The 26,272-nt window shown below is 63.8% G+C and carries 30 protein-coding genes; 7 read left to right on the top strand and 23 right to left on the bottom strand.

Annotated features, from left to right (window positions below; translation table 11 throughout):
• Window positions 1-77 precede the first annotated feature (77 nt).
• Window positions 78-1,322, top strand: a complete 1,245-nt coding sequence (locus NKH70_RS03455; protein WP_352913177.1) for a ubiquinone biosynthesis hydroxylase — start codon at window positions 78-80, stop codon at window positions 1,320-1,322.
• A 32-nt stretch (window positions 1,323-1,354) separates the two neighbouring features.
• Here the strand turns inward: NKH70_RS03455 and NKH70_RS03450 are convergent, their stop codons facing one another.
• From NKH70_RS03450 to NKH70_RS03440, 3 genes are all read right to left on the bottom strand, one after another.
• Window positions 1,355-1,882: a hypothetical protein gene (locus NKH70_RS03450; protein WP_352912980.1), complete on the bottom strand. Its 528-nt coding sequence runs from the start codon at window positions 1,880-1,882 to the stop codon at window positions 1,355-1,357.
• A 117-nt stretch (window positions 1,883-1,999) separates the two neighbouring features.
• Entirely contained in the window at window positions 2,000-2,356 is a 357-nt protein-coding gene (locus NKH70_RS03445; RefSeq protein ID WP_352912981.1) for a YciI family protein, read from the bottom strand.
• A 2-nt stretch (window positions 2,357-2,358) separates the two neighbouring features.
• Entirely contained in the window at window positions 2,359-2,718 is a 360-nt protein-coding gene (locus NKH70_RS03440; RefSeq protein WP_352977053.1) for a hypothetical protein, read from the bottom strand.
• A gap of 112 nt (window positions 2,719-2,830) precedes the next feature.
• Here NKH70_RS03440 and NKH70_RS03435 point away from each other — a divergent pair, with 112 nt between their 5' ends.
• Window positions 2,831-3,256, top strand: coding sequence for an OsmC family protein (locus tag NKH70_RS03435; protein ID WP_352912983.1), 426 nt, complete (start codon window positions 2,831-2,833; stop codon window positions 3,254-3,256).
• A 211-nt stretch (window positions 3,257-3,467) separates the two neighbouring features.
• On the opposite strand, the gene NKH70_RS03430 is transcribed toward NKH70_RS03435, so the two are convergent.
• The 7 genes from NKH70_RS03430 to NKH70_RS03400 all read right to left on the bottom strand — a co-directional run bounded on the left by NKH70_RS03430 (window position 3,468) and on the right by NKH70_RS03400 (window position 8,907).
• Window positions 3,468-4,106, bottom strand: coding sequence for a YceH family protein (locus tag NKH70_RS03430; protein WP_352912984.1), 639 nt, complete (start codon window positions 4,104-4,106; stop codon window positions 3,468-3,470).
• A gap of 236 nt (window positions 4,107-4,342) precedes the next feature.
• A complete protein-coding gene (locus tag NKH70_RS03425; RefSeq protein WP_292663232.1) occupies window positions 4,343-5,122 on the bottom strand; it encodes a succinate dehydrogenase iron-sulfur subunit in 780 nt (259 codons plus the stop codon).
• Window positions 5,122-5,559, bottom strand: a complete 438-nt coding sequence (locus NKH70_RS03420) for a DUF3052 family protein (RefSeq protein ID WP_352913179.1) — start codon at window positions 5,557-5,559, stop codon at window positions 5,122-5,124. The genes NKH70_RS03425 and NKH70_RS03420 overlap by 1 nt, the downstream gene beginning before the upstream one ends.
• A gap of 2 nt (window positions 5,560-5,561) precedes the next feature.
• Window positions 5,562-7,400: a succinate dehydrogenase flavoprotein subunit gene (gene sdhA / locus NKH70_RS03415; RefSeq protein WP_352912985.1), complete on the bottom strand. Its 1,839-nt coding sequence runs from the start codon at window positions 7,398-7,400 to the stop codon at window positions 5,562-5,564.
• Between the two features lie 3 nt (window positions 7,401-7,403).
• Window positions 7,404-7,799: a succinate dehydrogenase, hydrophobic membrane anchor protein gene (gene sdhD, locus NKH70_RS03410; RefSeq protein WP_292663226.1), complete on the bottom strand. Its 396-nt coding sequence runs from the start codon at window positions 7,797-7,799 to the stop codon at window positions 7,404-7,406.
• Window positions 7,796-8,221: a succinate dehydrogenase, cytochrome b556 subunit gene (gene sdhC, locus NKH70_RS03405; RefSeq protein WP_352479640.1), complete on the bottom strand. Its 426-nt coding sequence runs from the start codon at window positions 8,219-8,221 to the stop codon at window positions 7,796-7,798. The genes sdhD and sdhC overlap by 4 nt, the downstream gene beginning before the upstream one ends.
• A gap of 242 nt (window positions 8,222-8,463) precedes the next feature.
• Entirely contained in the window at window positions 8,464-8,907 is a 444-nt protein-coding gene (locus NKH70_RS03400) for a hypothetical protein (protein WP_352977051.1), read from the bottom strand.
• A gap of 192 nt (window positions 8,908-9,099) precedes the next feature.
• On the opposite strand from NKH70_RS03400, the gene NKH70_RS03395 reads away from it, so the two are divergent.
• Window positions 9,100-9,459, top strand: a complete 360-nt coding sequence (locus tag NKH70_RS03395; RefSeq protein ID WP_352977050.1) for a hypothetical protein — start codon at window positions 9,100-9,102, stop codon at window positions 9,457-9,459.
• Here NKH70_RS03395 and NKH70_RS03390 read toward each other — a convergent pair.
• Together NKH70_RS03390 and NKH70_RS03385 are read right to left on the bottom strand one after the other, a co-directional pair.
• The gene (locus NKH70_RS03390; protein WP_353024810.1) at window positions 9,443-10,663 is read right to left on the bottom strand and encodes a GGDEF domain-containing protein; all 1,221 of its coding nucleotides are present in this window, start codon (window positions 10,661-10,663) and stop codon (window positions 9,443-9,445) included. The two genes, NKH70_RS03395 and NKH70_RS03390, sit on opposite strands and share 17 nt — an antisense overlap.
• Window positions 10,664-10,739: 76 nt before the next feature.
• Complete coding sequence (locus NKH70_RS03385; RefSeq protein ID WP_353024809.1) at window positions 10,740-11,936, bottom strand: GGDEF domain-containing protein; 1,197 nt, start codon at window positions 11,934-11,936, stop codon at window positions 10,740-10,742.
• Window positions 11,937-12,097: 161 nt separating this feature from the next.
• On the opposite strand from NKH70_RS03385, the gene NKH70_RS03380 reads away from it, so the two are divergent.
• The gene (locus NKH70_RS03380) at window positions 12,098-12,409 is read left to right on the top strand and encodes a hypothetical protein (protein ID WP_352468075.1); all 312 of its coding nucleotides are present in this window, start codon (window positions 12,098-12,100) and stop codon (window positions 12,407-12,409) included.
• A gap of 55 nt (window positions 12,410-12,464) precedes the next feature.
• On the opposite strand, the gene leuC is transcribed toward NKH70_RS03380, so the two are convergent.
• The 5 genes from leuC to rplS all read right to left on the bottom strand — a co-directional run bounded on the left by leuC (window position 12,465) and on the right by rplS (window position 17,717).
• Complete coding sequence (gene leuC / locus NKH70_RS03375; RefSeq protein WP_352468076.1) at window positions 12,465-13,874, bottom strand: 3-isopropylmalate dehydratase large subunit; 1,410 nt, start codon at window positions 13,872-13,874, stop codon at window positions 12,465-12,467.
• A 467-nt stretch (window positions 13,875-14,341) separates the two neighbouring features.
• Complete coding sequence (locus NKH70_RS03370; RefSeq protein ID WP_352977048.1) at window positions 14,342-14,977, bottom strand: class I SAM-dependent DNA methyltransferase; 636 nt, start codon at window positions 14,975-14,977, stop codon at window positions 14,342-14,344.
• Window positions 14,978-15,029: 52 nt separating this feature from the next.
• Window positions 15,030-15,845 carry an amino acid ABC transporter permease gene (locus NKH70_RS03365; RefSeq protein ID WP_352977047.1) on the bottom strand — a complete coding sequence of 272 codons (816 nt, stop codon included), beginning with the start codon at window positions 15,843-15,845 and terminating at the stop codon, window positions 15,030-15,032.
• 269 nt (window positions 15,846-16,114) lie between these two features.
• Window positions 16,115-16,912, bottom strand: a complete 798-nt coding sequence (locus tag NKH70_RS03360; protein ID WP_352468079.1) for a transporter substrate-binding domain-containing protein — start codon at window positions 16,910-16,912, stop codon at window positions 16,115-16,117.
• A 265-nt stretch (window positions 16,913-17,177) separates the two neighbouring features.
• Complete coding sequence (gene rplS, locus NKH70_RS03355) at window positions 17,178-17,717, bottom strand: 50S ribosomal protein L19 (RefSeq protein WP_352977046.1); 540 nt, start codon at window positions 17,715-17,717, stop codon at window positions 17,178-17,180.
• A gap of 368 nt (window positions 17,718-18,085) precedes the next feature.
• On the opposite strand from rplS, the gene NKH70_RS03350 reads away from it, so the two are divergent.
• Window positions 18,086-18,838 (top strand): sulfite exporter TauE/SafE family protein, encoded by a 753-nt coding sequence (locus NKH70_RS03350; protein WP_352493212.1) that lies wholly within the window; start codon window positions 18,086-18,088, stop codon window positions 18,836-18,838.
• 5 nt (window positions 18,839-18,843) lie between these two features.
• Here NKH70_RS03350 and NKH70_RS03345 read toward each other — a convergent pair whose 3' ends face one another.
• The 3 genes from NKH70_RS03345 to rimM are packed head-to-tail and all read right to left on the bottom strand — an operon-like array spanning window position 18,844 to window position 20,568.
• Window positions 18,844-19,284 carry a DUF4279 domain-containing protein gene (locus tag NKH70_RS03345; protein ID WP_352719345.1) on the bottom strand — a complete coding sequence of 147 codons (441 nt, stop codon included), beginning with the start codon at window positions 19,282-19,284 and terminating at the stop codon, window positions 18,844-18,846.
• Window positions 19,277-19,972, bottom strand: coding sequence for a tRNA (guanosine(37)-N1)-methyltransferase TrmD (gene trmD, locus NKH70_RS03340; protein WP_352977045.1), 696 nt, complete (start codon window positions 19,970-19,972; stop codon window positions 19,277-19,279). Before trmD ends, NKH70_RS03345 begins: the two co-directional genes overlap by 8 nt.
• On the bottom strand, window positions 19,969-20,568 hold the full coding sequence (rimM, locus tag NKH70_RS03335; RefSeq protein ID WP_352719347.1) for a ribosome maturation factor RimM: 600 nt from the start codon (window positions 20,566-20,568) through the stop codon (window positions 19,969-19,971). Before rimM ends, trmD begins: the two co-directional genes overlap by 4 nt.
• Before the next feature lie 116 nt (window positions 20,569-20,684).
• Between rimM and NKH70_RS03330 the strand changes: the two genes are divergently transcribed.
• Window positions 20,685-21,623, top strand: a complete 939-nt coding sequence (locus NKH70_RS03330) for a tyrosine recombinase XerC (RefSeq protein WP_352719348.1) — start codon at window positions 20,685-20,687, stop codon at window positions 21,621-21,623.
• An 85-nt stretch (window positions 21,624-21,708) separates the two neighbouring features.
• Window positions 21,709-22,776, top strand: coding sequence for a TraB/GumN family protein (locus NKH70_RS03325; RefSeq protein ID WP_352977044.1), 1,068 nt, complete (start codon window positions 21,709-21,711; stop codon window positions 22,774-22,776).
• Between the two features lie 809 nt (window positions 22,777-23,585).
• Here NKH70_RS03325 and lpdA read toward each other — a convergent pair.
• From lpdA to NKH70_RS03310, 3 genes are read right to left on the bottom strand one after another with little or no spacing between them, the layout of a single operon-like run.
• Window positions 23,586-24,992, bottom strand: a complete 1,407-nt coding sequence (gene lpdA / locus NKH70_RS03320) for a dihydrolipoyl dehydrogenase (RefSeq protein WP_352912995.1) — start codon at window positions 24,990-24,992, stop codon at window positions 23,586-23,588.
• 18 nt (window positions 24,993-25,010) lie between these two features.
• Window positions 25,011-25,766 (bottom strand): SDR family oxidoreductase, encoded by a 756-nt coding sequence (locus tag NKH70_RS03315; protein WP_352912996.1) that lies wholly within the window; start codon window positions 25,764-25,766, stop codon window positions 25,011-25,013.
• The gene (locus NKH70_RS03310) at window positions 25,763-26,269 is read right to left on the bottom strand and encodes a hypothetical protein (RefSeq protein ID WP_352912997.1); all 507 of its coding nucleotides are present in this window, start codon (window positions 26,267-26,269) and stop codon (window positions 25,763-25,765) included. The genes NKH70_RS03315 and NKH70_RS03310 overlap by 4 nt, the downstream gene beginning before the upstream one ends.
• Between the last annotated feature and the right edge of the window lie 3 nt (window positions 26,270-26,272).

The following is a 26,272-nucleotide window of genomic DNA, read 5'->3' as shown; positions in this document are numbered from 1 at the left end:
ATGGCGGTTTCCGACAGGAACAGCGGGCAGTCAAGGGCGGAATGCCCGGCGACAGTCAGGCTGCGAAAGGAATTGCCATGGTGGACAGCAAGAATTCGCTCGACGTTCTGGTCGCCGGCGCCGGCTATATCGGCCTGGCCGCCGCCGTATCGCTGAAGCAGGCGCGGCCGAGCCTTGCGGTTGCCGTCGTCGATGCAGCACCCGCCGGCGTCTGGCAGAAGGACGGCCGCGCCTCGGCGATTGCCGCCGCCGCGTGCCGCATGCTCGACCAGCTCGGCGTCTGGAACGAGATCGCGCCGGAGGCGCAGGCGATCACCGAAATGATCGTCACCGATTCGCGCACGACGGATCCGGTCCGTCCGGTGTTCCTCACCTTCGACGGCGAGGTCGCGCCCGGCGAACCCTTTGCGCATATGGTCGCCAACAAGGATTTGAACGGCGCCTTGCGCCGGCGCGCCGAACAACTCGGCATCGGCATCATCGAAGGCGTCGCCGTCAGCGCCTTCGACATCAACGGTGCCGGCATCACCGTGCATCTTGCCGATGGCGCGACGCTGAAGGCGCGGCTGCTGGTTGCGGCCGACGGCGTCAACTCGAAGCTGCGCGACATGGCCGGCATCAAGACGGTGAAATGGGAGTATGGCCAGTCCGGCATCGTCTGCACGGTGGCGCACGAGCGGCCGCACAACGGCCGCGCCGAAGAGCATTTTCTGCCAGCCGGCCCCTTTGCCACGCTGCCACTCAAGCCGGGCAAGGACGGCACCAACCGTTCGTCGATCGTCTGGGTCGAACGATCGCAGGATGCCGAAAAGCTGGTCGCGGGCGACACCCTGGTCCTGGAGTATGAGCTCGAGCACCGCTTTGGCCTCAAGCTCGGCGAAATCCATATCGCCGACAAGCCCCGCGCCTGGCCGCTCGGGCTGACCATTGCGCGCGCCTTCGTCGCGCCGCGCATCGCCTTGGCCGGCGACGCCGCCCACGGCATCCATCCGATCGCCGGCCAGGGCCTCAATCTCGGCTTCAAGGACGTGGCTGCACTTGCCGAAGTGGTGGTCGAGGCCGACCGGCTCGGCCAAGACATCGGCGCGCTCGATGTGCTCGAACGCTACCAGCAATGGCGGCGCTTCGACACGGTGCAGATGGGCATCACCACCGATGTGCTGAACCGGCTGTTTTCCAACGATTTCGGCCCGCTGCGCGCTTTGCGCGACATCGGCCTCGGCCTTGTCGAACGCATGCCCCGCCTGAAGGGCTTCTTCATCCGCCAGGCGTCGGGTCTGTCCGGCGACACGCCGAAACTGTTGAAGGGCGAACCGCTCTAGCCCCGGCAAGCGCGCGTTTTACTGGCGTTCGGTCAGTTGACCTCGAAGCCCAGTTTCTGGCGGAGCCGCAGCATTCGCTGGTCGGAAATCTGCAGGCTTTGCCCGTCGGCTTCCGCCGCCCGGCTGACCATCTGCAGCAGATCGCTCCTTTCGGCCGCGTCGAGCCGCTCGCGCAGGAACGGCGCCAGCTTGTCGATGACGACCGTGACGTCGTCGATTTGCGATGCCGCCCATTTGGCGTAGATCACCGCTTCATCGGTCTGCTTTTTGTCGGCAATCTCCGAGATCACCGATCGAATGGCAGCTTCGCGTTGCGGCAGCACAGGGCCGTGTTCCGAAATGATCGCGGTGATCAGCGTCGCGGCGGCCACGACCGGATCGTCGATCGCCGTCAGCGGCGAGAGCGCCGCCTGCTTGCGCAGTTTCTTGCGGCGGATATTGCCCTGGACGCGGCCAACGACGTCGGCAACCTCACGCGCCGCGTCGTTCATGGTCTTCAGCCGGTACCACCAGAACGCCGCTGCCCCCAGTAGGCCGATTGCAGCAATCAATATATGCATGCCCCAAGATCCCCAATCTCGGTGACGATAGGAGAAGTATTGCTTCGCTTCAACACGCAAAAGTTGCGTCAATTGAAGAAAACGAAAGCCTGCGCCAGTCGCCGGCCGCCGACATCTCTACGACCCCGGCACGTTGTAGATCGCCCGCACCTCGATCGTGCCGATTTCCGCCAGCGGAATGCCGCCTGCGATCTCCAGCGCCTCGTCGAGGTCCTCGGCCTCGATCATGACGAAACCGAGCAACTGCTCCTTGGTCTCGGCGAAAGGGCCGTCGGTGACCAGCCGCTTGCCTTTGCGCCGGCGCACGGTCTTCGACGTCTGCACCGATTGCAGCGCCTGCGCGATGATCAGCCGGCCGCTTTGCGCCACCGACTTGTCATAGGCCAGCGAATCGGCGTCGAGCTTGGCCAGCCTCGCAGGCGTCATTGCGTAGAGATCTTTTTCTTCACCGTAGACCAGGCAAACATATTTCATCTTTACCTCCATTCCTGGGTTGGACCGTAGGACGAGGCTACGGAAACATCGGCCGGGCCTTTGCCCGCTGCATAATCGAGACCCGCTGCATAATCGAGAAAGGACACCGCAATGCCGATGATGGCAATCGCCGCAAGCAGTCGGCCAAAACCGGAAGGCCGCAGGCGCGACCAGTCGGCTTGCTGTTCACCGGTCCCGCGGCAGGTGTTTGTCCAGTGAGCAGAAAACAGATTGTTCATGTGGTCCTCCATCCGGCCACCAATTCCATGGCCGCCCCCAGGACGGCCGGGACAGATGGAAGTCGACATTTTTGCACGCGTTTTTTTTCGAATTTTTCGCCCGAGCGTTTTTTGCCCGACCATGATGTGTCACGCTGCCGCCGATACGAAAGCGCGGGTGGCCTTCGCTCCCGCGCGCGCTATAGTCGACTGGATGCCGATCACGGGCTCAGTCACGACAATCAAGGAGGAATTGATGGACCGCACCGCCAACGCCGTTTGGAAAGGCAGTTTCAAGGAAGGCAAAGGCACACTCGAAACCCAGAGCGGGGTGCTGAAGGGCACGCCCTATTCGGCCAAGATGCGTTTCGAGGACGAAAGCGGCAAATCCGGCACCAACCCGGAAGAGCTGATCGCCGCCGCCCACGCCGGCTGCTACGCCATGCAGCTTTCGCATTTTCTCGCCGAGAACGGCACGCCGGCCGCCGAGCTCGACGCCAAGGCCGTGGTAACGCTGGTCCCCGGCACCGGCATCACCGGCAGCGCGATCACGCTGGTCGGCAAGGTGCCGGGCATCGATGCCGACAAGTTCAAGGAATTGGCCGAGAAGGCCAAGGCCGAATGCCCGGTCTCGAAAGCGCTCGGCGCCATCAAAGTATCGCTCGACGCCAGGCTCGGGTGAGCCGCCAAACGAACGTCGGCGATCCTTCGCGCCCCCCTCTGCCCTGCCGGGCATCTCCCCCTCAAGTGGGGAGATTGGCAGTTTTGGCGACGGCTCTCGTCCTTCAACCTTGGTGATTGGCGAAAGTGGAGATGACAGCGCAATCTCCCCCCTTGAGGGGGAGATGTCCGGCAGGACAGAGGGGGGCGCTGTCCCGCCGGCATTCGAGTGACTATGTAGTGCCTTCGCCGGACAGCGCGTCGAGGCGGGCGCGCAATGCCGCGACCTCTTGCTCGAGGGCGTGCACGCGCGTCTCCAGATCCGACGCCGGCGAGGACGACTGCAGGGCTGCGGCAGCCGGCAGCTGCGGCGGTCCGCTGAGCAGATGGACATAGCGATCCTCGCGCTGGCCTGGCCCGCGATCGATCTGCTGCACCAGCGGTGGCCGGCGGCCGATCAGCAGATCGAGGTTGCCGCGAAGCTCGTCGATCGACGGCAGCCGCGCCATGCGCTCGCTTCGTGCCAGCAATTCATAGGCCGTCTGCGGGCCGCGCAGGAGCAACAGGCCGAGCAGCGCGATCTGCGCCGAGGTCAGTGAAAAGCGCTGTGCCACGACATGCTCATGGCGCTCGACGCGCGACGCGAACACCTGCCTGACCAGGCCCTTCTGCTCAAGCTGGCCAAGTGCCCGCCTAACCTCGCCAAGCTCGACCGACATCACCGGCTCGCGCGCCGTCTTCTGGTTGGCCGCGGCAAGTGCCGCATTGAGCGTCAGCGGATAGACGTCCGGCGTCAGCTCCTTCTTCTCGATCAGGCAACCGAGGACGCGCGCTTCGATGGGGGAGAGGATGGGAAGATCGGAGTCGGTCATAGATGGTATCCATTTGAAGTCGGCGGGACAGCGCCCCCCTCTGTCCTGCCGGACATCTCCCCCCTAGGGGGGAGATTGGCAACATAGCCGATTTCGCCAATCTCCAGCGTTGCCGAATAAAGCCCCGGGCCGAAACTGCCAATCTCCCCACTAGAGGGGGAGATGTCCGGCAGGACAGAGGGGGGCGCGAAGGATCGCTACGGACGAGACGATCTCGGCTGCAACCCGCCCGCCGCCTATACCCGTCGCTCCACCATCATCTTCTTGATCTCGGCGATCGCCTTGGCCGGGTTGAGCCCCTTGGGGCAAGTCTGGGCGCAGTTCATGATGGTGTGGCAGCGGTAGAGCCGGAACGGGTCTTCGAGGTTGTCGAGCCGCTCGCCCGTCGCCTCGTCCCTGGAATCGATCAGCCAGCGATAGGCCTGCAGCAGCGTCGCCGGGCCGAGATAGCGCTCGCCGTTCCACCAGTAGCTCGGGCAGGAGGTCGAACAGCAGGCGCATAATATGCACTCGTAGAGCCCGTCGAGCTTTTCGCGGTCCTCATGGCTCTGCAGCCATTCCTTGGCCGGCTCGGGCGATACCGTCTTCAGCCACGGCTCGATCGAGGCGTGCTGGGCGTAGAAATTGGTGAGGTCGGGCACCAGGTCCTTGACCACGGCCATATGCGGCAGCGGATAGACCTTGATCGCGCCGGAAATGTCGTCACAGCCCTTGGTGCAGGCCAGCGTGTTCGACCCGTCGATGTTCATGGCGCAGGAGCCGCAAATGCCTTCGCGGCAGGAGCGGCGCAGCGTCAGCGTCGGGTCGATCTTGTTCTTGATCCAGAGCAGCGCGTCGAGCACCATCGGCCCGCAATCGTCCATGTCGACGAAATACGTATCCATGCGCGGGTTCTCGTCATCGTCCGGCGACCAGCGGTAGATGCGGTATTCGCGCAGATTGGTCGCACCCTCCGGCTTCGGCCAGGTTTTTCCGGCCATGATCTTCGAGTTTTTCGGAAGCGTGAGTTCGACCATTACCTCAGGTCCTTTCGGATGACGAGCTTCAGCCCGGACCAGATCTCGTTTATGGCGGCGACCTTGACGTCGACGAGGTCGAGCTTCAGCGCCTCGGCGCGGATAACGTCCTCGGTGACGTCGGTCGGCACTTTCGATGCCTTTTTCGGCCATGACACCCAGACCATGCCGTTCCGCTTGATCGCCGCTTCGACGTCGCCAAGACGGTCCTCGATCTCGACGCGCTGCCGGGTGAAAGCATGTACGGCATCGTATTTCTCATGAACGCCCGAAATCGCCGACCAGTCAGCCAGCCGGTCGAGCTCGGCAAAGTCCACGGCTTCGGCAAGGTCGTCCAGCTCGGCCGGCAAGGCGACGAAAGCGGCAATCATCCCGTCCTTCAGGCCGAGCTTGGCCGGAAGGGGCGTGCCGGAATATCCCGCAACCGCCAGCGCCATCGTCAATACACTCTCGCCTTCGGTGCAATCTTGGCCGGGTTGATGCCGCCGTCTGCCTCCTTGAGCAGCGTCTCAGTGTGCACGGGCCGGTAGGTGAGCGCCACCTCGCCGGCTTCGTTGAGCCGGGCCAGCGTATGCTTGCGCCAGTTCGCGTCGTCGCGGGCCGAAAAGTCCTCCCGCGCGTGCGCGCCGCGGCTTTCCTTGCGCGCCTCGGCGCCGTAGACGGTGGTGATGGCGTTGGCCATCAGGTTTTCCAGCTCCAGCGTCTCGACCAGATCGGAGTTCCAGATCATCGAGCGATCGAACACTTTTACGTCCTTGAGCTCGCCCCACAGCTGCGAAATGCGCTTGCAGCCGCTTTCCAGCGATTCCTGGGTGCGGAACACCGCTGCGTCCTCCTGCATCGCCTTCTGCATCTTTTCGCGCAAAACCGCTGTCGGGGTCGAGCCGTTGGCGTGGCGCAGCCGGTCGAAGCGGTCCATGATTTTTTCGACGGCGGCCTCGTTGGGCGAGGGGATCGCCGATGTGCGGTCGATCACCTGGCCGGCCCGGATCGCCGCCGCACGGCCGAACACCACCAGGTCGATCAGCGAGTTGGAGCCCAGCCGGTTAGCACCGTGCACCGAGGCGCAGCCGGCTTCGCCGACCGCCATCAGCCCGGGTGACACCTGGTCCGGGTTCAAAGCCGTCGGGTTCAGCACCTCGCCCCAATAATTGGTCGGCACGCCGCCCATATTGTAGTGGACCGTCGGCAGCACCGGGATCGGTTCCTTGGTCAGGTCGACGCCGGCAAAGATCTTTGCCGATTCCGAAATACCGGGAAGCCTCTCGTGCAGCACGGCCGGGTCAAGATGGTCGAGATGCAGAAAGATGTGATCCTTCTTCGGGCCGACGCCGCGGCCCTCGCGGATCTCCAGCGTCATACAGCGCGAGACCACGTCTCGGGAAGCCAGATCCTTGGCTGACGGCGCGTAGCGCTCCATGAAGCGTTCGCCCTCGGAATTGACGAGATAGCCGCCCTCGCCGCGGGCACCCTCGGTGATCAGGCAGCCGGCGCCGTAGATGCCGGTCGGGTGGAACTGCACGAACTCCATGTCCTGCAGCGGCAGGCCTGCGCGTGCGGCCATGCCACCGCCATCGCCAGTGCAGGTATGCGCCGAGGTGGCCGAGAAATAGGCGCGGCCATAGCCGCCGGTCGCCAGCACCACCATCTTCGCCGAAAAGCGGTGGATGGTGCCGTCGTCGAGGTTCCAGGCGACGACGCCGGTGCAGGTGCCGTCCGGCTCCATGATCAGGTCGAGCGCGAAATACTCGATGAAGAACTGCGCATTGTGCTTCAGCGACTGGCCGTAGAGCGTGTGCAGCATGGCGTGGCCGGTGCGGTCGGCGGCCGCACAGGTGCGCTGCACCGGCGGCCCCTCGCCGAAATTCATCATCATGCCGCCGAACGGCCGCTGGTAGATTTTCCCGTCCTCAGTGCGGCTGAAGGGAACGCCGTAATGCTCGAGCTCGTAGACAGCCGCCGGCGCTTCGCGCACCATGTATTCCTGAGCGTCGGTATCGCCCAGCCAATCCGAGCCCTTGACCGTGTCGAAGAGATGCCACTGCCAGTTGTCTGGCCCCATATTGGCGAGCGAGGCGGCAATGCCGCCCTGCGCCGCCACCGTATGCGAGCGCGTCGGGAACACTTTGGTGATGCAGGCGGTGCGCAGGCCCTGCTCGGCCATGCCGAGCGTGGCGCGCAGGCCGGCGCCGCCGGCGCCGACGACCACGACGTCGAATTTGTGATCGACATAGCTATAGGCGGAAGCCGTGTTGGCGTTCTTCGCGTCCTTGGCCAAAAATCAGCCTCCAAATGCCAGTTTAAGCAGGGCGAAGACCGAAGCGACGCCGACGACTACGGGAAAGAATGTGTTGAGAGCGAGCAGCGCCAGCCTGGTGCCCTCGCCATGCACATAGTCTTCGATGATTGCCTGCATGCCGAGCCGCATGTGGTAGAGGACCGACAACAGCACCAGCGCCAGGACCAGTGCCACGAACGGATTGGCAAGTGCGGCGCGCACCTCGAGGTAGCTGGCGCCGTTGAGTGCAATCAGGAAGCCGACGAAGAACAGGACCAGCGGGATGTTGGAAATCGCTGTCAGCCGCTGGCGCCAGAAATGGCCGGTGCCCTCGCGGGCGGAACCGAGGCCGCGGACCTTGGCCAGCGGCGTGCGCATATCGGTGTTCTTGCCGTTCATGTCAGGCTCCCCCGCGCCATGTAGCCGGCGATCCAGATCAGCAGCGTCAGCGTGACCGAGCCTGCCAGCGTCGCCCAGGCGATCCTCGAGGCGGTATGCTTTTCCAGCCCTGCCCCAGTGTCCCAGATAAGATGCCGGACGCCGCCCAGCATGTGGTGCATCAGCGCCCAGCTGTAGCCGAACAGCACCAGCCGTCCCAGCCACGAGCCGAAAGCCCAGTTGACGGCATTGAAGGTCGCCTCCGAGCTCGCCGCCGCCATCAGCCACAGCGCGACCAGCAGCGTGCCGAAATAGAGCGCCCCGCCGGTGATGCGGTGGACGATCGACATCGTCATGGTGATCGGCGGCCGATAGACGGTCAGGTGCGGCGAAAGCGGCCGTTCACGTCTGGCAAATTCGCGGGTGGCTGGTGATTTGCTCATGGCTCCCCCAGTTCGGCGTCTCTGGAGCCTCAGGTGGGAATGCGGCATTGCCGCTTCCGGTTGCGACTTCGGACAGCCGGTTTCTAATGCTCTTTTTGCACCGCGTCAAAGCCGGAAAACCGTTTCGAAAACGTAATTTAGTCTGATGAAAGCGACGCTTTCAGCTTCAATCGATTAGGACTGTCGCCTTGAGCCGGCACAATGTCGCTGCACTGCAAAATATGGCTGCCGCACCGGGCGGATCAGCGTTTACAGGCCAGCGGTGATGCACCGCCCTTCATCACCAGCGCATCACGCCCATCGATCACGATTGCGTCATGCGCCTCGCCGTAACGGCTGGTCTGATTGGCCGGTGACGCCGGCAGCTCGGAGCTGGTGCCGTCCGGGCCGAGCACGCGCACCGACGTGCCCAGGTTCTCGATGGTCATCACGCTACCGTCGGTGCATTTGTAGGTTGCAGTGCGCGGCTGCGGTGCCGTCGGTTCGCTAGCGGCGGGAGCAAGCGACACGGAAGCGGCGGGCGTATTGCCGAGCTTGGGCGCGCTGGTCTGCGGCGCGCAGGCGGCGGCAGCCAGCAGCGGCGGAATGGCCAGCGCCATCCGAAACGTGCGGCGTAATCTCATATGCTGCTTTCCCCCGCGCGCATCGAGCCCGCCGCGATGCTTCGGCAGGCCACCGGATTTCATGCTTTTTAAGTCGCGCTCGATGCCGGCGATGGTGGGAACAAGGCATGGCCGAATGATGGCCGGTGGGTGATCGAGTATTAACCATGTTTTCCGAGACCTCGCCCCGGCTGCGGTTGCCCTCTTAACAAAGGTTAATAAAAGGTTAATTTCTGATTCGAGGAGGCTTGCCTCTCAGCAATGGAGCAGCACGCCATGCATTCGAATTCAGCAGGATCGCGCCTTCCCTGGTTCCTAGTGGCGGCGCTCGCCTTCGGCATCGCCGCACCGGCATTCGCCGGGACGCGCCACCACGACCGCGTCTATGCCGATTCCTTCGGCAATCTGGTCATCGAAAGCGCCGCCGGCTACAAGCGTATCCTCGTCGGCGAGGGCAAGCTGGCCAAGGAATTGTCCGACTACACCGGCGCCGGCCAGCCCGACGTGATCTACGAAAACGAATCGGACGATGTTCGCAGCGGCGACTGCTACAGGCCGCCGGTTTTCGTGAAGGGCCGCAGCTATATGTACGGCCTCTCCGACGGCGAGATGCCGGAGCTCAGCCCCTGCCGCTGACGGCCACGCCGCCCTTTGTCGACGGCGCCGGCAGGGCTACAGCCGACCCCACCGAGACACGCACGCAGTCGCGGCCGCTGCCCTTCGCCTGATAGAGCGCTTTGTCGGCGCGCCGCAGCAGGTCGGAAAAGCTTTCGCCCGGACCAAGCTCGGCAACGCCGAAGCTGGCGCTGCAGCGATGATCCGCCGGCAGGCAGTCGATCGGCGTGGCACCGAAGGCGCTACGCGTGCCCTCGGCAAAGAGCCGGGCGGCGGCTAGGTTGGTCCCCGGCAGGAAAATAGCGAATTCCTCGCCGCCGATGCGGCCGGCGACATGATGGTCGGCCGCGGCCTCGCGGAGGAAACCGGAAAAGGTCTCGATGACCCGATCGCCGGACGCGTGGCCGTAAGTATCGTTGATGCGCTTGAAATGGTCGAGATCGGCAATGACCAGTGCCGCCGGAACGGCGCGCCGCATGGCATCGCGCAGTGCGATCTCGGCATGGCGCTCGAAGCCGCCACGGTTGAGCAGCCGCGAAAGCGTGTCGGTTTCCGACTTCGACGTCGCCTCGGCGAGCACGTCGCGGACCAGGATAGCCAGCGTCACCAGCGCAAGCGCCAGGCCGAACACGGTGCCGATAGACTGCGACACCAACGCGTAGCTGGTCTGCAAATAAGATTGCGGGTTGGCACCCCAGCCACCAAGCGCATGGGCGATGAAGGGTTTGCTGGCGAACTGCAAGGTGCTGGCCGCCAGGACAGCCATCAGCATATAGTCGAGCCGCTCGCGTCTTTGCCTGGACGACAAGACGATCGCCAGCCCGGTGAATTGCATGGCCGCATAGGGAAGCTGGTAGGCTGCCATTCGCACAAAGGATTGGCGTGGCAGGTCCTGGACGAAGTAGACCGCGAGGGTGGCGAAGACCAGGAAGAACAGCATCGGCAGCCAAGGCGGCGAAACGCGGTATTTATGGGCAAGCCCGCCATTGAAGGCGACGGTTGCGCCAAGGAAGGCGGCAAAGGCGGCGACAACCACGGGGCGCGCATTGTCGAAGGCAGGGATGCTGAACTCAATCGCGAAATAGGCCATGCCGAGCGCATAGCCGAACGCCAGCCAGCGCGCCGATACACGTCCGGCGTCATAGACCGCTATCGTCATGAACGCCGCCGCCAGCAGCCCGGCAACGAACAGGTTGATCACCAGGATGAAATTAGCGCTGCCCATGGCGTTTTGGCACTCCCCCCGAACAGCAAATCACCGACGCGCGAAAAAGACGTTAATTCGAAGCCGCCGCTGACGCTCAGCCAGCACTGGTCCGATTGGGAAGGACGACCGTTTCAGGCCGCTGATAGGACAGGCATACGCTGTCGCGGCCACTCCTTTTGGCTTTATAGAGCGCTTCGTCGGCGCGCCGCATCAGCGGGTCCAGCCCTTCGTCGCTAGTGCGGGCGGCCACGCCGAAGCTCGCGGTCACTCTTGTCTCGGGCGGAAGCCCGTCGATTCTGCCCGCCGAATAGAGCGTGCGAATGGTTTCGGCAAACAGTCTTGCCGCACCAAGGTCGCTGAGCGGCAACAGCACGGCGAACTCTTCGCCGCCGATACGGCCGGCAACGCCGCGCGTACCTGCAGCCGACAGAAGCTTGGCAGCGAAGTCGGCGATGACGCGGTCGCCGGCCGCGTGGCCATGCTGATCGTTAAGTGCCTTGAAATGATCGAGATCGGCAAGCACCAGCGCAACCGGCAATTGCGCCGTGGCACAGTGCTGCAGGACAAGCATGGCGCGCTCCTCGAAGCCGCGGCGGTTGAGCAGGCCCGACAGCGGGTCTGTCAGGGTTTCGGTCTTCAGGGCCTTCATCACATAGAGCGCGGCGGCGCCGAACAGGCAAAGTGCAATAAGCAGCGACAGCAATGCATGCGACAGCAGCGCCGTCGTCCAATAGGACGAGGTGTAAAGCCCTTCATAGCTGGTGAACGGCCCATGCGCGATGACGACGGCAAGCGTCCGCGCCAGGAAGTTCAGGCGGGAAAGCAGCGACAGCACGAACAGGATCATTTCTGTCGGGCCGTTGTTGCGCACCACGCGCAACTCGGCGGCGACAACCAGGCTGATGCCGCCGAAGCTGAAATTGATGGCAAGGATGCGCCAGGTGAGATCCGGCCGGGCAAAAAGAAACCACGAGAACGCGGCCAGGCCGCCGCAGGCCAGAATGCCGACCGCCGGGTAAGGCACGCGCCGCCCATAGCGCGCAATGACCGCGCCGGCGAGACAGCAGGTGGCGAAGGTGAAGCACAGGATCGAGATGAGCTTGGTCGGTGCCATGCCGACCGGCAGCGTGAAATACTGGAGCAGGAAGCCTGCGGCCGAGGCCGAGTAGCCCGCCGCCAGCACAGCCAGATAGGAACGGTGGCGCTGATAGAACCACAGCACGAGAAATGCCGCGCCGAGTGTGAGGGCGATGCCTGGATTGAGCAGCGCTATGAGCAGGCCGGTGTCCAAGCGCTGTAATTTCCCCTCGCTTCCCCTTGGAGGACCTTAGAGCGTAAGCCCAAACAAGCGGTTAAGCGAAAGCGAATATACGACGGGTGCGTCGACAAAGCCGCTGGGCGGAACCGCGAACGGCGAGCGGCGTTTCACGACGGCAACCAGGAGACGCTCCGATGGCCGACACGATCATGCTGACCGATCACGATGCAATTCGCTCATGGGCCGCGGCGCGCGCCGGCTTTCCGGCGATCGTCGACGTGTCGCCCGAAGCCGGAACGCAGCCCATGCTGAGGCTGGTCTTCGGCCAGCATGCCTACCAGGACCAGGATGAGGCCGAACGCCCGGTCAATGCCGGCGGCTACGAACTGGTCGAATGGGACGAATGGTTCAAACTCTTCGACGAGCGCCAACTGGCGCTGGTCGTCGCAAAGGATCAACCCGGCCGCCGTGAGGGATTCCACGAATTCGTCAGACGGCCCGGCTGAAGAATGCCCGAACCGCATTGCGGCTCGGGCACCTCATGACTGCGCGCGCCCTGCGCTATTTCCACTCGCGGATGTCGACGAAATGGCCGGCGATCGCCGCCGCCGCCGCCATTGCCGGCGACACCAGATGCGTGCGGCCCTTGAAGCCTTGGCGCCCTTCGAAATTGCGGTTCGAGGTCGAGGCGCAGCGCTCATGCGGCTTCAGCCGGTCGTCGTTCATGGCAAGGCACATCGAGCAGCCCGGCTCGCGCCAGTCAAAGCCGGCGGCGACAAAGATCTTGTCGAGGCCTTCGGCCTCTGCCTGTTCCTTGACCAGACCGGAGCCCGGCACGATCATCGCACTGACCCGTGGGTTGACCTTCTTGCCCTCGATCACCTTGGCGGCGGCGCGCAGATCCTCGATGCGGCCATTGGTGCAGGAACCGATGAAGACGCGGTCAAGTTCGATATCGGTGATCTTGGTGCCCGGCGTCAGGCCCATATAGTCGAGTGCGCGTTGCTTGGACGTGCGCTTGTTCTCGTCGGTGATGTCGTCCGGGTTCGGCACGATGCCTTGCACCGAGACCACGTCCTCGGGCGAGGAGCCCCAGGAGACGATCGGCGGCAGCTTTGCCGCGTCGAGCACGACCACCTTGTCGAAATGCGCGCCTTCGTCGGACTGCAGCGTCTTCCAATAGGCGAGCGCGGCGTCCCAGGCTTCGCCCTTAGGGGCGCGCGGCTTGTCCTTGACATAGGCGAAGGTGGTCTCGTCGGGCGCGATCAGGCCGGCGCGCGCGCCGGCTTCGATCGACATGTTGCAGATCGTCATGCGGCCTTCCATCGACAGCGCGCGGATTGCCTCGCCGGCATATTCGATGACATAGCCGGTGCCGCCGGCCGTGCCGATCTCGCCGATGATGGCGAGGATGATGTCCTTGGCGGTGACGCCTTCCGGCAGCGCGCCGTCGACGCGCACCAGCATGTTCTTGGCCTTGCGCTGGATCAGCGTCTGCGTCGCCAGCACATGCTCGACTTCCGAGGTGCCGATGCCATGCGCCAGCGCCCCGAACGCGCCATGCGTCGAGGTGTGGCTGTCGCCGCAGACGATGGTCATGCCGGGCAGCGTAAAGCCCTGCTCGGGACCGATGATGTGGACGATGCCTTGGCGGATGTCCTTCTCGGAATAATACTCGACGCCAAAATCCTTGGCGTTCTTGGCCAGCGCCTCGACCTGAATGCGGCTTTCCTCGTTCTTGATGCCGAACTTGCGCTCCGGCGAGGTCGACACATTGTGGTCGACCACGGCCAGCGTCTTTTCCGGATGCCGAACCTTGCGGCCTGTCATGCGCAGGCCTTCGAAAGCCTGCGGGCTGGTCACTTCGTGGACGAGGTGGCGGTCGATGTAGAGCAGGCAGGTGCCGTCATCCTGGCGGTCGACGACATGGTCGTCGAAAATCTTGTCGTAGAGGGTGCGCGGTGCGCTCATGTGCGTAAATCCGTCGATTTTAAAAAGGGAAAAGGACGCCGGTCGGCCCGGCGAAACAGCCTGGCGAGTCTGCCCTAGCTAAGTCGGCTGGTCAGCGCCCCGCAGATGCGCGCCGAAAATCGCGACGGCAGGCGTTTTCTGTCCTGCAGCACGAAACCCGTATAGGCCGGATCGCCAAAAAGCTCTTCCATGGCGCTGCTCATATCAATGTTTTGGCTTTTCAGCAATCGCGTCTGCCTTCCCGGAACCTGGGTTCCTCGCCCCACGAAGTGGGGAGAGGTGGCCCGGCGAAGCCGGGACGGAGAGGGGCCTTCGCGGCGTTGGAGCATTTTGGCGGATTCGCATATGGCCGGTCTCTCGCCCCATCCTCACCGGGCTCTGGCTTCGCGAATGCCGTCCCCCTCTCCGTCCCGGCTTCGCCGGGCCACCTCTCCCCCGCTTTGCGGGGGCGAGGAGCAACCGCCTACTCAAATCACCTCGAACACAAACGTCTTCACCAGCGCGTCGGGCTCGGCGATTGCGTAGCAGCGGAACCACGGGCTCTCCTCGATCGGCCGCCATTTTTTCGCCTGCTCCAGTTCGCCAAGCACAGCCTTGAACCCGCCGCTTTCAAAAACCTGGTCGCGAACTGTGAAGATGGCGTGGCCGCCCGTCCTGGTGATGCGTACCAGTTCATGCAGGCCCGACGCCGGCGCGTGGCTGATGGTGAACACGCCGGTCGAGAAGAAGGCGCGGAAATACCCGTCCGGCCAGGGCAATGGCCCGCCGAGCATCGCCTGTTTCAGCTCGCTGTAGGCCTGCCGGCTGCCGGCGATTTTCAGCATGTCCTGCGACAGGTCGAGCCCGGCTATATCGTGGTAGCCGAGCGCCTTGAGCGACGGCCCCGACAGGCCGGTGCCGCAGCCGGCGTCGAGTAGCGGCCCTTCGCCCGGCGGCACGTGGCGCGCCACCCAGGCGGTGATCAGGAACGGCAGGAGATAGCCGAGCGCCGCGGTTTCGCCGTCATAGGTCGCGGCCCATTCCGCATAGGCCTTGGCCAGCGCCTCAGGCGTGTCGGCCGTATAGACGGCTTCCAGCGCCGCATTGGCCTTGTCGATGATCATGGGTCCTCCCCGGTCGCGTCCGCTCGATGGTATCGCCGTTTTCGCCTGCCTTCTATTCCTCATGCTGGTGGCGCAGCCGCTTCTCCAGCGCCCGCAAGGCCAGCGACAGGCCGACGGTCAGCATGAGATAGATATAGGCGACGATCGAATAGGTTTCGAAGAAGCGGAACGAGCCGGCGGCGTAGATCTTGCCCATCTGGGTGATGTCGGCGACGCCGAGCACCGAGACCAGCGAGGAATCCTTGACCATGGCGACGAAATCATTGCCGAGCGGCGGCAGGATGGTGCGGATCGCCTGCGGAAAGACGACCAGCCGGAAGCGCTGCGTGCGCGTCAGCCCGAGCGCCTTCGCCGCCTCGATCTGGCCCTTCTCGACCGCCTGGATACCGGCGCGGAACACCTCCGAGATGAAGGCGGAATAGCCGATGGTCAGCGCCATGACGGCGCGCCATAAAAGCGAGACGTCGCGTACCAGCAGCTCACCGAAGAGGCCGGCGCTTTGCAGCGGCGCCGTCAGCGCGTTCCACGCCGCGACGAAGGCCGGTGCGCCGGCAAAGGCGATCCAGAACAACAGCACCAGCATCGGCACGCCGCGGATGATCTCGACGTAGAAGCGGCCGATCTGGCTGAGCCAGCGTGAGCCCGACAGGCCCATCAGCGCGACGCCGAGCCCGATCGCGCAAGCCAGCGCGAAGGCGACTACAGTGACGAAGATGGTGACGCCGATGCCCTTGGCGACGGTCGCGAACACCTGGGCATAGAGGTCGCTGGAAGCGATGAAGATGGCGGCGGCCAAGGCGATCGCCACGGCCACGGCAAGCCACCAGGGGAAGTCGGATTTGGCGGTGGGAGCTGGGGGCGTTGCCATCAGGCGTTGCTGGCGCCGGAAGAGTTGCGAAAGCTGCGTTCTGTCACACCCCCCTCTGTCCTGCCGGCCATCTCCCCCTCAAGGGGGGAGATCGGCAGCTTTGACCTCGCCGCCCGTTCTGCAACACTGAAAATTGGCGAAAACCGATGCGAAATCCGATCTCCCCCCTTGAGGGGGAGATGGCCGGTAGGCCAGAGGGGGGTGTACGAGCGCAGAGTCAGCGCGAGTTCCCGCGCACAATCGTCATGAAATGCGCGCAACAAGCAGGCCTACTGCCCCATCTTGTAGTCGAGGAACCACTTCTTGTTGAGCGCGTCGAGCGTGCCATCGGCCTTGAGCGCGGCGATTGCCGCGTTGACCGGCTTCACCAGGTCGGAGCCCTTGGGGAAGATGAAGCCGAAATCCTCGGTGCCGAGCGGCCCGCCGATCAGCTTAAGGCCACCATTGGACGCATCGACATAGCCCTTGCCGGCAGTGCCGTCGGTGAGCACGACGTCGACGTCGCCGGCCTTCAGCGCCTGCACCGTCGCGCCGAATGTCTCAAACAGCTTGATGCGCGGGTTCTGCTCATTGCCGTCGAGCACGCTGTAGACGGCGGTGTAGAAGGGCGTGGTGCCGGCCTGCGCGCCGATCAGCCCGTCCTTGAAGGCGGCAAACGTCTTGGCATCGCTGAAGCGCTTCTCGTCGCCGCGCACCAGCATGAACTGTTCCGAGCGCATATAGGGGTCAGAGAAGTCGACCTTCTGCTTGCGGTCGTCCTTGATGGTGATGCCGGTCATACCGATGTTGTACTGATTGTCGGAAACCGCTTGGATCATCGCGTCCCAGGAGGTATTCTGGTACTCAACCTTGAAGTTCAGCCGCTTGGCGATCTCGTTCATCGCGTCATACTCCCAGCCGATCTGCTTGCCGGTCTTGGCATCGATGAACTGCAGCGGCGGATAGGCATTTTCGGTCACCACCACCACCTTCTTGCCGCCGAGGTCGGGCAGCGCCTGCGCCAGAGCCGCGACGGGCACGAGAAGGCAAGCTAGCAGGCCGGCCAGCAGCAGTTTCGAATTGATCATGACTATGCTCCCCAGGAACTGAACCGCCTCGATCGACCGAGGCATGCAGGAAATCCGGCGCCGACTTTAGCTTTCCGCAGGCGCCTTGCAAGCCGCTCCGATGCGGCGTTCGGCACGAAAATGGATTCCAATGCTTTCAAGGAAGGGATTACGGAACGATCCGTTTCGATAGCGGACCTACGTGGCCCGGCAAAATCGACTCCACCTCGCGAAACAAAAAGGCGGCCGAAGCCGCCTTTCCGAAAACATGGGTTTTGAAGACGCCTTATTCGGCGGCAGCTGCTTCCGCGGCCTTGGCGGCCTCGTCGGCGGCCTTCTTCTCGGCGGCGTCCTGCGCCGCCTTCTCGGCGGCCAGCGCCTGGGCGGCGGCCACTTTCTCGGCCTCGATACGCGCCTTCTCGGCGTTCAGCGCATCGCGCTCTTCGTCGTTCAGCTTGCGGGCGCGCACGCCGGTGTTTTCCGAAATGCGGGCCGACTTGCCGCGACGGTCACGCAAATAGTACAGCTTGGCGCGACGCACCTTGCCGCGGCGCACGATCTCGACGCCCTCGACCATTGGCGAATAGACCGGGAACACACGCTCCACGCCTTCGCCGTAGGAGATCTTGCGGACGGTGAAGCTCTCCTGGAAACCGGCGCCGGCGCGGGCGATGACGACGCCCTCGTAGGCCTGGACGCGGGTGCGGGTGCCTTCGGTCACGCGGACCTGGACGCGCACGGTGTCGCCGGGCTGGAATTCGGGGAGCTTGCGCTTGGCTTCGATCTTGGCGGCCTGCTCGGCCTCGATCTGACGGAGGATGTCCATCTCATAGATCCACTTCTTGTTCTTCCGACAGTCAGAGCGTCCGACACTCGCCTTGCAGTCGCATCGACCGCTCGGCTATGCCCTTCGTTCGAGAACATCTGTTCGAGAACATCGGGCAGGGGCGACTACACCGTCATTGTTGACGGGCCAGAAGATCGCTCTTGGCAAATTTTCTTCCGGTTCGGCGCGCACATACAGCTATTTCGGCGCTTTGTCACGCCTTCGCTGTTTCTTTTTTGGCGCTGCTTCTTTTTGGCTGGCGCCCGCTGTGGCAATCCCATGATCGCTTGTGGTCCAGGGGGTTGCGCCCACGCGTCAAGCTTTCTAAGCCGGAAGATAAGCATTTTCCTCCAGCGACGACACCCCTCATGCCAATCTTGGACGCGGTCCTGCTCTTTCTCGCCGGCTTTCTATCAGGCGCGGTCAACGCCGTTGCCGGCGGCGGCACGTTCATTACCTTTGGCGCCATGACCCTGGCCGGCCTGCCGCCGATCGTCGCCAATGCGACATCATCGGTGACGCAATTTCCTGGCTACATCACCTCGACGCTCGCCTATTGGCACGACATCAAGCATTTCTGGCGCGGCGCACTGCTGCTCAGCCTCATTTCGGCTCTTGGTGCGCTGTCTGGCGCGCTCATCCTCCTAGGGCTCGACAACCCGGCGTTCCGCGCCTTGGTGCCCTGGCTGCTGCTGGCGGCAACCGCGTTGTTCGCTGCCGGGCCATGGCTGAAGCCGGCGCCCAAGCCGGAGCATGAGGCCGCGGTGGGTTCGCTGGTCGGGTCGCTGGCGCAGTTCGCCACCGCCGTCTATGGCGGCTTCTTCGGCGCCGGCATGGGCGTCATGATGCTGGCGACGCTCGGTCTCACCCAGTCCGGCGACTATCATCGGCTGAACGCACTGAAGAACATGCTGGCCGTGGTCATCGCTGCGGTCGCCATCCTGGTCTTCGTCTCGGGCGGCGTCATCGCCTGGCTGCAGGCGATCATCATGATCCCGGGTGGCGCGCTCGGCGGCTATGCCGGCGTCTGGATCGCCAGGCGCGTGCCGCAGAACGCGGTGCGCGGCTTCGTCATCGCCGTCGGCCTGTTCCTGGCTTTTTACTATTTCGACAAGGGCTAAGAAGGTCACTCCGACTCCGGACCATCATCGGCCTCGGGTGGTTCGTAGTAGATGTCCAGATTGAGCTCTATGCCACGATCGCCCAGCATTTGCAGTGTACCCGGAGCCAATCCCAGGCCTTGATTCTCCTCGTCAAGCCAAACGCCGCAGAACATGTCGACCTTGAACCGCCGGGCGAGATCGGCCCAGACCGCAAGGTCCAACGTGAGCGCTTTTAGGATATCGACGATCTGACGATCGAGTTGATCGCCTTTGTCGTATTCCGACGACAGCCTCCAGGAACCGGTCCGCGCAATCCGAGGTGGTCGATTTGGGGGATAGGTATGAAGATCCCCTTTCTTGATTGCATAGGTTGGTTTTCCGCCTAGCAATCTGGAGAGCTCAACGGGATCTAGGTCGTCGCCAAAGAGCCTCAGACCTGCCGAGCTTTGGGCGATCTCAGCCATTGTTGCCACTTTCCAACAAATCCGGCCTCCGCTCCTTCGTCAGCTTCTCGGACTCCCCGCGCCGCCACGCCGCGATCTTCTTGTGATTGCCCGAAATCAGCACTTCGGGAATCGGCCGGCCCTCGAACTCCTGCGGCCGCGTATAATGCGGATGCTCGAGCAGGCCGTTTTCAAAGCTCTCTTCCTCGCCCGATACCGCATTGCCCATGACGCCGGGCAGCAGGCGCACCACGGCATCGAGCAGCACGAGTGCCGCCGGCTCGCCGCCGGACAGGATGAAGTCGCCGATCGAAACTTCCTCGAGGCCGCGCGCCTCGATGACCCGCTGGTCGACGCCTTCGAAGCGGCCGCAGACGATCACCGCACCCGGCCCGGCGGCGAGCTCGCGCACACGGCGCTGCGTCAGCGGCTTGCCGCGCGGGCTCATCAGCAGGCGCGGACGTGGATCGCCTGTCGGCGAGGCACGGTCGATGGCGCTGGCCAGCACGTCTGCCCGCATCACCATGCCGGCGCCGCCGCCGGCCGGTGTGTCATCGACGGTACGGTGACGATCGCTGGCAAAGTCGCGGATCTGGATTGTTTCGAGCGACCAAATGCCGGTCTCGAGCGCGCGTCCGGCCAGCGACAGGCCGAGCGCGCCGGGAAACATCTCGGGATAGAGCGTCAGCACCGAAGCCGAAAAACTCACCGGTTGCCTCCGGCGTCCCTCGGCCCGCGCGGCCTGCCCTTCGGGTCGAAACCGTCGTCACCGGCAGGCTCGCCGTCCTCGTCCTCGACCAACCCTGCGGCGGCTGGATCAACGCGGACAAAGCCGCCGGCGATCGACACTTCCGGAACGGCGGCCTGCGTGAACGGGATGAGCACGCCTTTGCGCCCGGCAAGCGTCACGTCGAGAATGTCGCCGCCGCCGAAATTATGCACGGCGACGACCTTGCCGATGACCGCACCGGTATCGTCCTTGACCTCCAGCCCGACGAGGTCGGCATGGTAGAATTCGTCCTCTTCGCCCTCATCGGGCAACACCGAACGATCGACGAACAATTCGGTGCCGGCGAGCGCCTCGGCGGCATTGCGGTCGTTGACGCCTTTGAACCGCACCACCACCACGGTGTTGGCGGGCCTGATATCGACGATCTGGAAGGCGCGGCCATCCCCGGCGTAGAGCGGACCGTAATCGGCCAGCGCCAGCGGGTCGCCGGTAAAGCTCTTGACGCGCAATTCGCCCTTGATGCCATGCGCGGCACCGATCACGGCCATCTGGACGGGGTTTTGCGGCTTGCTCATCTGCGGAAAATCCTTTGCCTTGCTCTAACCCCAGCCCGTCGTCATTTCAATGATGCCGCTCTTCACCGCTTCCTAACCCGCGTGCCGGAAGATGGCGGGGAATTGGAAGAGCGCAAATGCAGGAATTCCTCATACCGGCAAAACCCGACCTGCAGGCGGCGCGCGAGGCCTGGCTGAAGATGCTGGCGCGCGAACGCCGGCTGTCGCCCGAAACCGTCGAGGCCTATGAGCGCGACACACGCCAGTTCCTGCATTTTCTGACCGGCCATCGCAGCGGCTCGCCCGGCATTTCCGACATCGCCGATCTGCGCCCCGCTGATTTGCGCGGCTTTCTCGCTGCCCGCCGTGCCGAGGGCGCCGGCGCCCGCACGCTCGGACGCGGGCTGGCTGGCATCCGCTCGCTGCTGCGTTTCCTGGAACGGCGCGGCCTCGCCAATGCGGCGGGTGCGGCAGCCTTGCGCGCGCCGCGACAGCCGAAATCGCTGCCCAAGCCGCTGACCGCAAGCGATGCAAAACACGTTGTCTCGGTAGAAGGCCAGCTGGCGGAGGAGCCGTGGATCGCCGCCCGCAACGCCGCCGTGCTGACCCTGCTCTATGGGTCGGGTCTGCGCATTTCCGAGGCACTCGGGCTGTCGGGCGCCGATCTGTCCTCGCCTGGTGAGACCGTGCTGCGCGTCACCGGCAAGGGCGGCAAGACGCGGCTGGTGCCGGTGCTGCCGGTGGCGCTGCGCGCGATTGCCGAATACCGCCGCTTGTGTCCCTACCATCTCGATCCCAAGGGCTTGCTGTTTCGCGGTGCCCGCGGCGGCCCGCTCAACCCGGCGATCGTCCAGCGCGACATGGCCAAGCTGCGCTCGGCGCTCAACCTGCCCGACACGGCGACGCCGCATGCACTGCGCCATTCCTTTGCCACGCATCTGCTTGGGCGCGGCGGCGACCTACGCACCATCCAGGAGTTGCTCGGCCACGCCAGCCTGTCGACAACCCAGATATACACCGGCGTCGACACCGCGAGGCTGCTCGAGATTTACGAAGCAGCTCATCCTCGCGCGTGATGGATGCTTGAATCGGTGGCCATCTCGCAACAATTTTGATGCGCCGATTAACCGTTTTGCCGCTTTTTGCGCCTAGAACCGCAGCATGAAACGCCTCATCGCCATCGCCGACCGCGCGACCCATATGTCGCTGAAGCTGCTTGTCGCGCTCAACGCCCTGTTTTTCCTCTCCTTCCTCATCATCGCGCTGCTCGCCGCGGGCAAGGCACGCGCCGAGACTTCGGCCTGCGCCGGTACCGACATGCTGAGCGCGCTGCAAAAGGACGACCCGGCTGCCTACCGCAAGATCGAGGCAGACGCGGCAGCGACGCCGAACGGCAAGGGCCTGCTGTGGAAGCTCGAAAAATCGGGCGAAAAACCGTCCTTCCTGTTCGGCACCATGCACGTTACCGACCCGCGCGTCACCACGCTGCCACCCGCCGCGCAGAAGGCATTCGATGCGGCTGGCACTGTCATCATCGAGACCACCGAAGTGCTCGACAAGCAGAAGATGATGGCAGTACTGCTGAAAGAGCCGGATCTGATGATGTTCACCGACAAGACGACGCTTTCGTCGCTGCTGTCGCCGGACGATGCGGCGGTGGTCAACAAGGCGCTCGATGCGCGTGGCATCCCGCCAGCGACCGTCGCCAAGATGAAGCCCTGGTTGCTGTCGGCGATGGTGGCGCTGCCTGCATGCGAAGTCGCCCGCCAGGCTGGCGGTGCGCCGGTGCTCGACGTCAAGCTTGCCAAGGACGCCGAGGCTGCGGGCAAATCAGTCGAGGGGCTGGAGACAATCGCCGACCAGCTGCGCGCCATGGCTTCGCTGCCGATCGCCTTTCACCTGAAGGGGCTGGTCGATACGCTGAAGCTTGGCGACAAGGTGAACGACGTCAACGAAACCATGATCGTGCTTTACCGGCGTGGCGACACTGGCATGTACGTACCGCTGTTTCGGACCGTCATTCCCGAACAGGTCGACGACCAATCGGGTTACGCCGAATTCGAGCAGACCATGATCACCAGCCGCAACAAGGTGATGGTCGATCGTGCCGCGCCGATCCTCGCCCACGGCAACGTCTTCATGGCGGTCGGCGCCATGCACCTTCCCGGAGCGCAAGGCTTGGTCGAGGGTTTCCGCAAGGCCGGCTATACTGTGACCGCCGTCAACTGAACAACACTGCGGAGTTGCACACCGAATCATTGCCAAGGCGGGGTCAGTCCTTACTCGTGGCGCGACGGCGGACCAGCTGCGCTTCGTGCCAAGAAACTGAAAAAGGTTCGGTTTGGCTCGATCGTACCCATTTTGCGGTGGAAATGCATGCCTGCAAGCGATTCCGGATCAGAATTGCCCTGTTTTCGGCGTTTTCAACGCCTAATGTGAAACCGATTCAACGATTGTACGTTGATGGCTATTACTTGATGTTTTTCATCCACGGAGGACACTTTTATGGCGAACACACCCAATCCGAACGACCCATTCACCTCACCGGGTACCGCACGGCCACGCGGCGGCGGCAGTGGCTGGCTGATTGCCCTGGTCGTCGTTATCCTGGCAATTGTCGCCTATTATGTTTTTGGAAGACGTAGCGAGGCACCTGCGCCTGCCGAACCGCCCGCAGCCAGCACACCGGCTCCGGCTCCAGCACCTGCCGAGCCGATGAAGCCAGCCGAACCGGCTCCTGCGCCAGCTCCGGCGACACCCGCTCCGGCTCCCGCACCGGCAGAACCTGCACCCGCTCCGGCCCCTGCGCCAGCCCCGGCCCCGGCCCCGGCACCAGCACCGGCCCCTCAGTGATCAGACTGCCGACTTAATATATGAACGGCCCGCTGAAAGGCGGGCCGTTTTGTTTTTGGGAGCAGCCGTCGATGGCTTCGCCATCCCAGGGTCTCCGCGACGTCGCTTCGCTCCTGCTCCGCCCTGGGATGACGAAGCGCGGATGTTTCAGCCAATCTCTAAGGTTTGCGATTCACCGCGTTTGCTCAGATATGGATCGGCTTGAAGAACGTCGCCAATGCCGCCTCCTTTACCGCCTCCGACATTGTCGGATGGGCGTGACAGGTGCGGGCTAGGTCTTCCGACGAGCCGCCAAATTCCATCAGCACGGCCGCCTCGTGGATCATCTCGCCGGCGCCGAAGCCGACGATGTGGACGCCGAGCACACGGTCGCTGGCCTTGTCGGCCAGGATTTTCACAAAGCCGTCGGTGTGCAGCATGGCGCGCGCGCGGCCATTGGCGCTGAACGGAAATTTTCCGGCCTTGTAGTCGATGCCGGCCTTCTTCAATTCTTCTTCGGTCTTGCCGACCGAGGCGATTTCCGGCGTGGTGTAGACGACGCTCGGAATCACCTCATAGTTCACATGACCGACCTGGCCGGCGATGGTTTCGGCCACCGCCACGCCCTCGTCTTCGGCCTTGTGGGCAAGCATCGGCCCGGCGATGACATCGCCGATGGCGTAGATGCCGGGCACATTGGTTCTGAGATGACCGTCGGTCTTGACCCGGCCGCGCTCATCGACGTCGACGCCGGCATCCTTCAGCCCGAGAGCGTCCGAATAGGCCCGTCGTCCCGTCGCAATCAGCACCGCGTCCGCCTCGATCGTCTCGGCCGCACCGCCTTTGACCGGTTCGAAGGTGACCGTCGCCCCCTTCTTGGCCTTGGCGACGCCGGTCACCTTGGCGCCCAGCCTGAACTCAAAGCCCTGCTTCGACAGCAGGCGCTGGAATTGCTTGGCGATCTCGCCGTCCATGCCGCCCAGGATGGTGTCGAGGAACTCGACCACGGTGACCTTGGCGCCGAGCCGCGCCCATACCGAGCCGAGCTCCAGACCGATGACACCGCCGCCGACCACCACCAGATGGCCCGGCACCTTGTCCAGCGACAGCGCGCCGGTCGACGAGATGATCACCTTCTCGTCGAAATCGACCTTGACGCCGGGAATGCCGGCGACGTCGGAGCCGGTGGCGATGACGATGTTCTTGGTCTCGATCTCCTCGACCTTGCCGTCATCGGAGGTCACCGACACCTTGCCGGCCGCAACCACCTTGCCGGTGCCACGAAAACTGTCGATCTTGTTCTTCTTGAACAGGAAGGCCACGCCATTGACGTTGGCCGTCACTGTCGCATCCTTGTGCGCCATCATCTTCCCAAGGTTGAGCTTGGGCGCGCCGATCTCGACGCCAAGCGCATCGAAGGAATGGCCGGCCTCGGCGAACACCTCGGACGCATGCAGCAGCGCCTTTGACGGGATGCAGCCGATGTTGAGGCAGGTACCGCCGAAAGTCGGGTTCTTTTCGACCACCGCCGTCTTCAGGCCGAGCTGCGCCGCCTTGATGGCGCAGACATAGCCGCCTGGTCCCGATCCGATGATAACGACATCATAGGCCATAATACTGTCCCTTTTGCTTTAGCGGCCGCCGCCGATTTCCAGATTGGCGCCTGTTGTGTAGGACGCCTCGTCCGACAGCAGCCAGAGAATTGCGGCCGCGACTTCCTCGGCGGTGCCGACGCGCTGCATGGGCACCACCTTGCGCATTCTCTCGACGCGATCCGGCTGCCCGCCGGAGGCATGAATTTCGGTGTCGATGATGCCCGGGCTGACGGCGTTGACACGAATGCCTTCGCCGGCCACTTCGCGGGCAAGCCCGATGGTGAAGGAATCGACCGCGCCCTTCGAGGCGGCGTAATCGACATATTGACCCGGCCCACCAAGCCTTGCCGCGATCGAAGAAACATTGACGATCGCGCCACCCTTGCCGCCATGCCTGGTCGACATGCGCTTCACCGCCTCGCGGGCGCAAAGCATCGGCGCGATCACATTGATGCGCATCATGCGCTCCAGCCTTGCAGCGCTCAGCTCGTCGACGCGCGCGCTCTGGTCGACCACGCCGGCATTGTTGACGAGCGCGTCGAGCCGACCGAAACGGGCATCGACAGCCTCGAACATGGCCAACACGTCGGTCTCGCTGCCGACATCGGCCTTGACTGCGAAGGCTTCTCCGCCAGCGGCCTCGATGTCGGCGACCACCGTTTCGGCTGCTTTTGCATTCGACGCGTAATTGACCGCAATGCGGTAGCCGCCCTTGGCGGCAAGCCTGCATGTAGCGGCGCCAATGCCGCGGCTGCCGCCGGTCACCAGCAGGATTTTTCCGCTCGCGCTCATTCCTGACATCCCTTCAGGGCAAAGACGTCCCAGGGCACCTTGGAAAAGCCGTTGGCGCCATAGGCCGCCGACATCTGCAACGACGCTCCCAAGTCGGGAAGGATCAGCTTCTTCGGCGCATCCTTTCCTTCGCCCGGCAGCAGCGCGATATTGCCCTGGTCGTCGGCAGTGTAGATGACGCCCTCCCACACGGTGCAAGCGGCGAGCTCGTCGCCGGTGACGTCGCCGGCCGGGCATTTATACATCAGCGAGCCATGCGGCCGCGCCACGCCCTCCGTCCACATGACGATGCCGTCGAGCACGACGCCGTTGTCGAGCACCATCTTGAAGGTGTTGGTGACGGCAGCAGACTCGCCGGTCGGCCTGAAATCGATCTCGGCGGCGTTCTCAGGATCGCCATAGACGGCGAGCTCGATGGGACAGGCGGCGTGAGAGGTAGAACTCGCAAACAAAACGGCCAATAGCCCAGCTAAAGATCCTATGATGGGCGAGATGCTTTGCATCGG

The sequence above is a fragment of the Mesorhizobium sp. M0991 genome (assembly GCF_040318915.1).
Classification (GTDB): Bacteria; Pseudomonadota; Alphaproteobacteria; order Rhizobiales; family Rhizobiaceae; genus Mesorhizobium.
This window is presented reverse-complemented; position numbering and strand designations above follow the sequence as displayed.

Excerpts from the sequence above, each read along its gene's own strand:
- NKH70_RS03455 (WP_352913177.1), top strand. The coding sequence starts at position 78 with ATGGTGGACAGCAAGAATTCGCTCGACGTTCTGGTCGCCGGCGCCGGC.
- NKH70_RS03450 (WP_352912980.1), bottom strand. The coding sequence starts at position 1,882 with ATGCATATATTGATTGCTGCAATCGGCCTACTGGGGGCAGCGGCGTTC.
- NKH70_RS03445 (WP_352912981.1), bottom strand. The coding sequence starts at position 2,356 with ATGAAATATGTTTGCCTGGTCTACGGTGAAGAAAAAGATCTCTACGCA.
- NKH70_RS03440 (WP_352977053.1), bottom strand. The coding sequence starts at position 2,718 with ATGGTCGGGCAAAAAACGCTCGGGCGAAAAATTCGAAAAAAAACGCGT.
- NKH70_RS03435 (WP_352912983.1), top strand. The coding sequence starts at position 2,831 with ATGGACCGCACCGCCAACGCCGTTTGGAAAGGCAGTTTCAAGGAAGGC.
- NKH70_RS03430 (WP_352912984.1), bottom strand. The coding sequence starts at position 4,106 with ATGACCGACTCCGATCTTCCCATCCTCTCCCCCATCGAAGCGCGCGTC.
- NKH70_RS03425 (WP_292663232.1), bottom strand. The coding sequence starts at position 5,122 with ATGGTCGAACTCACGCTTCCGAAAAACTCGAAGATCATGGCCGGAAAA.
- NKH70_RS03420 (WP_352913179.1), bottom strand. The coding sequence starts at position 5,559 with ATGGCGCTGGCGGTTGCGGGATATTCCGGCACGCCCCTTCCGGCCAAG.
- sdhD (WP_292663226.1), bottom strand. The coding sequence starts at position 7,799 with ATGAACGGCAAGAACACCGATATGCGCACGCCGCTGGCCAAGGTCCGC.
- sdhC (WP_352479640.1), bottom strand. The coding sequence starts at position 8,221 with ATGAGCAAATCACCAGCCACCCGCGAATTTGCCAGACGTGAACGGCCG.
- NKH70_RS03400 (WP_352977051.1), bottom strand. The coding sequence starts at position 8,907 with ATGAAATCCGGTGGCCTGCCGAAGCATCGCGGCGGGCTCGATGCGCGC.
- NKH70_RS03395 (WP_352977050.1), top strand. The coding sequence starts at position 9,100 with ATGCATTCGAATTCAGCAGGATCGCGCCTTCCCTGGTTCCTAGTGGCG.
- NKH70_RS03390 (WP_353024810.1), bottom strand. The coding sequence starts at position 10,663 with ATGGGCAGCGCTAATTTCATCCTGGTGATCAACCTGTTCGTTGCCGGG.
- NKH70_RS03380 (WP_352468075.1), top strand. The coding sequence starts at position 12,098 with ATGGCCGACACGATCATGCTGACCGATCACGATGCAATTCGCTCATGG.
- leuC (WP_352468076.1), bottom strand. The coding sequence starts at position 13,874 with ATGAGCGCACCGCGCACCCTCTACGACAAGATTTTCGACGACCATGTC.
- NKH70_RS03370 (WP_352977048.1), bottom strand. The coding sequence starts at position 14,977 with ATGATCATCGACAAGGCCAATGCGGCGCTGGAAGCCGTCTATACGGCC.
- NKH70_RS03365 (WP_352977047.1), bottom strand. The coding sequence starts at position 15,845 with ATGGCAACGCCCCCAGCTCCCACCGCCAAATCCGACTTCCCCTGGTGG.
- NKH70_RS03360 (WP_352468079.1), bottom strand. The coding sequence starts at position 16,912 with ATGATCAATTCGAAACTGCTGCTGGCCGGCCTGCTAGCTTGCCTTCTC.
- rplS (WP_352977046.1), bottom strand. The coding sequence starts at position 17,717 with ATGGACATCCTCCGTCAGATCGAGGCCGAGCAGGCCGCCAAGATCGAA.
- NKH70_RS03350 (WP_352493212.1), top strand. The coding sequence starts at position 18,086 with ATGCCAATCTTGGACGCGGTCCTGCTCTTTCTCGCCGGCTTTCTATCA.
- NKH70_RS03345 (WP_352719345.1), bottom strand. The coding sequence starts at position 19,284 with ATGGCTGAGATCGCCCAAAGCTCGGCAGGTCTGAGGCTCTTTGGCGAC.
- rimM (WP_352719347.1), bottom strand. The coding sequence starts at position 20,568 with ATGAGCAAGCCGCAAAACCCCGTCCAGATGGCCGTGATCGGTGCCGCG.
- NKH70_RS03330 (WP_352719348.1), top strand. The coding sequence starts at position 20,685 with ATGCAGGAATTCCTCATACCGGCAAAACCCGACCTGCAGGCGGCGCGC.
- NKH70_RS03325 (WP_352977044.1), top strand. The coding sequence starts at position 21,709 with ATGAAACGCCTCATCGCCATCGCCGACCGCGCGACCCATATGTCGCTG.
- lpdA (WP_352912995.1), bottom strand. The coding sequence starts at position 24,992 with ATGGCCTATGATGTCGTTATCATCGGATCGGGACCAGGCGGCTATGTC.
- NKH70_RS03315 (WP_352912996.1), bottom strand. The coding sequence starts at position 25,766 with ATGAGCGCGAGCGGAAAAATCCTGCTGGTGACCGGCGGCAGCCGCGGC.
- NKH70_RS03310 (WP_352912997.1), bottom strand. The coding sequence starts at position 26,269 with ATGCAAAGCATCTCGCCCATCATAGGATCTTTAGCTGGGCTATTGGCC.